Below are 4,811 nucleotides of genomic sequence, written 5' to 3'. Positions count from 1 at the left end.
GGCGGTCCCGCGGCGGGCTGACCAACAAGATCCACCTTGCCGCAGACAGCCGCTGCCGCCCGCTCGCCTTCGTCCTCACCCCCGGCCAGGCCGGTGATGCACCCGCCCTTCCCCGAGGTCATGGCCACCCTGCGGGTGCCGCGGCGGATCGGCAGGCCCAGAACCACACCGGAGATGGTCCTGGCCGACAAGGCCTGCTCGTCCCGCGCGATCCGGACCCATCTCCGTCAGCGCGGGATCCGGGCGGCGATCCCCCAGCCTTCCGACCAGGTCGCCAAGCGCAAGAAGCGAGGCCGATCAGGCGGCCGCCCGCCTGCCTTCGACCGTGAGGCGTACAAGCAGCGCAACACCGTCGAGCGGTGCATCAACAAGCTCAAGCAGTGGCGCGGTCTGGCCACGCGCTGCGACAAGACCGCCACCGTCTACCTCGCCGGACTCCACAGAGCCGCCATCTTCATTTGGTCGACGAGGTGATCCGAAGGAAACGGCCTACGGCTGTTCCTCGGCGGGACCGCACTTGCCGCTCACCGAAGACAAGCGGCGCACTCCACGCCGGGAGGCTCGCCAGGCGTCGGCAGAACGTGACGCGGTGGCCGAACGCCTGGAAGGAGGCTAGGTACCTCTTGGCTCTCGCCCGGCCGCTCCTTGGCGCCCCACCTGCCGGACACTGAACCAACCGTAGCTGGCTTCGTCAGCCGAAGCCCCCCATGGGTCGGCAAGGTCGCACGGTAGTTGTGGGCCCCGGGTAGTGGGGCCCACAACTGTGCTGCCCTAAGTGCTGTGGGGCGTGTGGGTTCAGGCGGGGGTGATGTTCTCCGCCTGGGGGCCCTTCTGGCCCTGGGTGACGTCGAAGGTCACCTTCTGGCCTTCCTGGAGCTCACGGAAGCCCGAGCTGGCGATGTTGGAGTAGTGGGCGAAGACGTCGGGGCCGCCGCCGTCCTGCTCGATGAAGCCGAAGCCCTTTTCCGAGTTGAACCACTTGACGGTTCCGCTGGCCATTGTGCCCTCCAAGGGGACTCGAAGTCGGTTCCCGCACCGTGCGGGAACCGGAGGTGATCGCCCTGGTCCTCAGAGACTGTGAACAGCAGAATCGCCCATGCGCATTGCTCACGGGCGACCGGTACTTCGGAACCATGACAGCTGACCCTGACGTTACACGGAAAGATCCGTCCCCACTGTGCGAACGCTCAGGCCACAAGCGGCCCGAACTATCCGTTCGGCCGCATGACTGCCGGTGAGGGCCCTGGCCGGGCAGTCAGGACCTATCGGCCGTCTACTTGTGCTGTGCGGCCAGATTGGCGCGCATGCCTTCAAGGACTGGAGAAATCGCCAGCCATGACAGACTCTTGGGGGATAGCCGCAGCTGTGGCAACCTCGGCCTCCGCCCTGTTCGTCGCCTGGCAGGCAGGCGAGACACGGTGCTCCACGAAGATCATCTAGAACGCGCCTGAAGTCCTCGCAGGCGGTCGCGCTCGACGCGGCTCGTGACCGCGTGGACGATCAAGCTCCGCAGGTTGAAGTCCACCTGACGCCGGAGGCCGCATGGCCCTCGCTTGGTCCGAGTTCGGGATGGCCCCAGCCGTGGCCCGCCCCGCAGGAGTGGCACTTCCCGCGTGATGAAGACGTGCACCTGGCCCTGCGCGTCACCCTGAACGTCACCATCCAAAGCAATCGACCGGTCCATGTCACCTTCCAGGGCGATCTGTACCACCCTCACGTGGAGGGCGCAGAGATATCAATTTCAGTCCGGCCAGGGTTGTCTCTCGGCGGTGCTGTCACGGATCACCGTGTAGACCGGGCCGCGGTCAAGACGAGGCCTCCGGCGAGGCTGCGAGGCAGAGCCAGGCCGCAGCTTGCTCCAGTCGTGGGAGACTACGGCCTCGCTCCGGTGGTCGGAGGGCTTACGCCTCGCAAGATGAACCGAACAGATTCCCATTTGGGCGGAGGCACCACGTGTCCACCGAAGCTAACAAAGCGCTCGTGCGTCGGCTGTACGACGAAGTCCTAAACGGCCGGCACGTGGAAGTGGTCGACGAGCTGGCCACCCCGGACTACGAAGAACACGATCCCCTCCCCGGCCAGGGCCCGGGCCGTGAGGGTCTGAAAAGTCGCGTGACCATGCTCCTGGAAGGGCTGTCTCCCAGGTTCGCCCTTCACGACGTCATCGCCGAGGCTGACCGTGTCGCCGTCCGCTGGACCAACGCCGCCACGCACTCTGGCACCTTCCTCGGCATCCCTCCCACCGGACGAACGGCCAGCGTCGCCGGCATCGACATCTACCGGATCGAGGGCGACCGGATCGCCGAACACTGGCACGTGGTCGATCAGCTCTCCATGCTCCAGCAACTCGAACTACTGCCACCTGCTTGATCTTGACCGCGGCTTCACCCCGCTGGACCTACGGAGGCGGCATCGAGGGCCGACCAAGGCGCTTCCTTCGTGAGTGTGGACCAGCTCAAAACCTGGTACGACGTGGAACACATGCTCGAGGCTGTCCGCGTTGACGGAGACCGTCGCCGTGTCCGCACCGTCGAGAGCGATCACCGACGCGAACAGTACGACCACTCGAAGGCGGGCCCGGCCGCCGACGGACCGGTCCGCCCGCCGCGCGGCCGCGGAGATGGCTCGCCTCAGAAAAATTTCTCTGTTGCTCAACGATCCGTCCCATAGACGCGGTCATCAGTCCACGGCCCTGGTCGAGAGCAGCGCGTCCGCGGGATGCCGACTGCCCAGGCGGGTGTGCTGGACGACGACCGGTATCTCGCTGACCACTACCGAGACGCCGTCGGAACCGACCGGTACCGAATCCGCGTCCGCCAGTTCTTGGAGCACCTGGTTCCGGGTGCGCCGGGCAGGCACGGTGACGTGATGCGGACCGGACCGTTCACGGCCCGGAAAGAACATGGTGATCCTCACATGGGCGTCTTCGTCGCAGGTGCTCAAGATACATGCCGTCTCGAGACTGATCATCGACTTGGGACCGGTACTGGAGAGAAAGATGAACCCTTCGGGGATCGTCCATACGGAGTGCCCGATGTGTTCCATGGCGCTGTCTCCTTGGCCGGATGGGCGGTCAGCAGCGTCCCGGACCACGGCATACGGCGCCGCCCGTGCGCGCTGCCATGCCGTGGGTACGGTCTCTCACAGAGACCGGCGCTCCCGGATCATGCCGGAGATCCCCTCTCAGAGTTCGGAGAGCCACTCAGCCGTAGGCTGAAGAATAGTCTCCGCGAGCGCTCGAGTACGCAAGGCGGTGACTTCCTGGTATCCCGGGTCGGCGACCATTCGGCTGCGGAAATGGAAAACCCCCGTAGGGGACGTGGATGACGTGGACGTGGTCACGCGAGCGGTGCTGAACGCGTCCCGATTAATGGTGGCCGTTTCCGCCCGCTCGCTTATCGAGGTCGAAGAGCGGGTCACCTTGCCGCAGTTCAGGATGCTGGTCGTGCTGGCGAGCCGTGGTGCCACGAAGCTGGTCAATCTGGCAGAGCTGCTGCAGGTCGCGCCGTCGACGGCCATGGCATGATGGACCGGTTGATCGCGGCCGGGCTCGCCGACCGTCAGCCAATCCCGCCAACCGCCGAGACCATGCTCCAGCTCACGGCGGAGGGGCGGCGAAGAGTCGAGTCGGCGACGGCCCGGGTCGGGCCGAGATCGCGGCAGCGGCCAGGAGGGGGCGACCGCTGCGGTGAAGGCCACAGCTGGCGCGGTGCCCCGAGGGGAACGACGAGGAATCGGACCGGTCCTCGACCTCGTCGTGAGGGATCCATTCATTGGGTGGCCGCGGCCTGTCACTCACCTGCTTGCACACACCATTGGACACCAGCTGCGCCAAGGTGAGAGCGGCCAGACCAGCTATCGCCGCCTTACGGCCCTACCACCCGCCGGCCCAGACCATCACCGCGGCGGCACCGCACCACAATTTAGTGCTCTCCGCCGGTTCTTCCACTGCCGACAGCGTGCGGTGAAAGCGCCGGTTCCCGCCAGGAGGCACCCGTTTGGTCAGACGGCGGCCTTCTCGCGCACTGCGGCCAGTAACCTCATGACCTGCTGGTATCCCGTGCTCACCAGATCACGCGTCCAGGGCCTCCTATCCGCGGTGGGGCTCCCGCGGTGGACCATCACGCAGATTCCTCTGAGATGCTCCCGCCGCGTCTGGGGTATGGACATCTTCCCGGCCGCGCACCAATGCCTGCGCCTGATCGATGTCGACGGTCGGTCGTCGGTCAGATGGTGAGGGCTTGGCGGAGGGTTTCGCGGCAGTCGATGACGGCGTCGAGGCCGACGATGCTGATGGTGCGCATCACGGATTCGCAGGGTGCGGCAAGGCGCAGCCAGCCGCCAGCCTCGCTGAGGGCACGGTGAGCGGCGATGAAGATGTTGATGCCGCTGGAGTCCGTGAAGGCAGACCCGGCGCGGGCAGGCGGCGCGGCGCCGGACAGGCCGGTCATCAAGATCAGTGTGGCCCTGGTCGGAGACGGCACGGATATCGCCCAGGCCCGACACCTGGCCGCTGGCTTCCTCACCCGGGTTCAGGCCGAGCACGGCCTGCCCGTCTCGCAGCGTGCCATGGACCTCACCCAGCTGGTGGTCAGCGCACTGGTCAATCGACGGCGACGATCCTCGAGGTCGCCTTCGGTGTCGGCCTGGGCCAGCAGAGCGGTGAAGACCTTCTCCCAGGTGCCGTCGGAGGCCCACTTCCGCAGCCGGTTGTGAGCTCCTTTCCACGAGCCGAAGTGCTCGGGCAGGTCCATCCACGGAGTGCCGGTGCGGTACTTGAACGCGATCGCGTCGATCACCTGCCGGTGATC

General features: G+C 66.4%; 5 protein-coding genes and 3 pseudogenes. 4 read left to right on the top strand and 4 right to left on the bottom strand.

Features of this window, described 5'->3' with window-relative positions; translation table 11 throughout:
* Window positions 1-474: pseudogene (locus tag ABZ854_RS36985) on the top strand (IS5 family transposase); the annotation flags it as partial.
* Window positions 475-795: 321 nt separating this feature from the next.
* On the opposite strand, the gene ABZ854_RS36980 reads toward ABZ854_RS36985, so the two are convergent.
* A complete protein-coding gene (locus ABZ854_RS36980; protein WP_242331983.1) occupies window positions 796-999 on the bottom strand; it encodes a cold-shock protein in 204 nt (67 codons plus the stop codon).
* A gap of 954 nt (window positions 1,000-1,953) precedes the next feature.
* Here ABZ854_RS36980 and ABZ854_RS36975 point away from each other — a divergent pair.
* Complete coding sequence (locus ABZ854_RS36975) at window positions 1,954-2,370, top strand: ester cyclase (protein ID WP_361220382.1); 417 nt, start codon at window positions 1,954-1,956, stop codon at window positions 2,368-2,370.
* A gap of 309 nt (window positions 2,371-2,679) precedes the next feature.
* Here the strand turns inward: ABZ854_RS36975 and ABZ854_RS36970 are convergent, their stop codons facing one another.
* Window positions 2,680-3,045 carry a sensory rhodopsin transducer gene (locus tag ABZ854_RS36970; RefSeq protein ID WP_361220379.1) on the bottom strand — a complete coding sequence of 122 codons (366 nt, stop codon included), beginning with the start codon at window positions 3,043-3,045 and terminating at the stop codon, window positions 2,680-2,682.
* A 274-nt stretch (window positions 3,046-3,319) separates the two neighbouring features.
* On the opposite strand from ABZ854_RS36970, the pseudogene ABZ854_RS36965 reads away from it, so the two are divergent.
* Window positions 3,320-3,662 (top strand): annotated as a pseudogene (locus ABZ854_RS36965) (MarR family transcriptional regulator); the annotation flags it as partial.
* A 564-nt stretch (window positions 3,663-4,226) separates the two neighbouring features.
* On the opposite strand, the gene ABZ854_RS36960 reads toward ABZ854_RS36965, so the two are convergent.
* A complete protein-coding gene (locus ABZ854_RS36960; RefSeq protein WP_361220376.1) occupies window positions 4,227-4,451 on the bottom strand; it encodes an STAS domain-containing protein in 225 nt (74 codons plus the stop codon).
* On the opposite strand from ABZ854_RS36960, the pseudogene ABZ854_RS36955 reads away from it, so the two are divergent.
* Window positions 4,384-4,605, top strand: a pseudogene (locus ABZ854_RS36955) (ATP-binding protein); the annotation flags it as partial. The gene ABZ854_RS36960 and the pseudogene ABZ854_RS36955 sit on opposite strands and share 68 nt — an antisense overlap.
* Here ABZ854_RS36955 and ABZ854_RS36950 read toward each other — a convergent pair.
* On the bottom strand, window positions 4,533-4,799 hold the full coding sequence (locus tag ABZ854_RS36950) for a transposase (protein ID WP_361220386.1): 267 nt from the start codon (window positions 4,797-4,799) through the stop codon (window positions 4,533-4,535). The pseudogene ABZ854_RS36955 and the gene ABZ854_RS36950 sit on opposite strands and share 73 nt — an antisense overlap.
* Between the last annotated feature and the right edge of the window lie 12 nt (window positions 4,800-4,811).

It is taken from the genome of Streptomyces sp. NPDC047028 (assembly GCF_040644095.1).
Classification (GTDB): Bacteria; Actinomycetota; Actinomycetes; order Streptomycetales; family Streptomycetaceae; genus Streptomyces.
The sequence above is the reverse complement of the archived record's forward strand: the minus strand, read 5'-3'. Positions and strand labels throughout refer to the sequence as shown.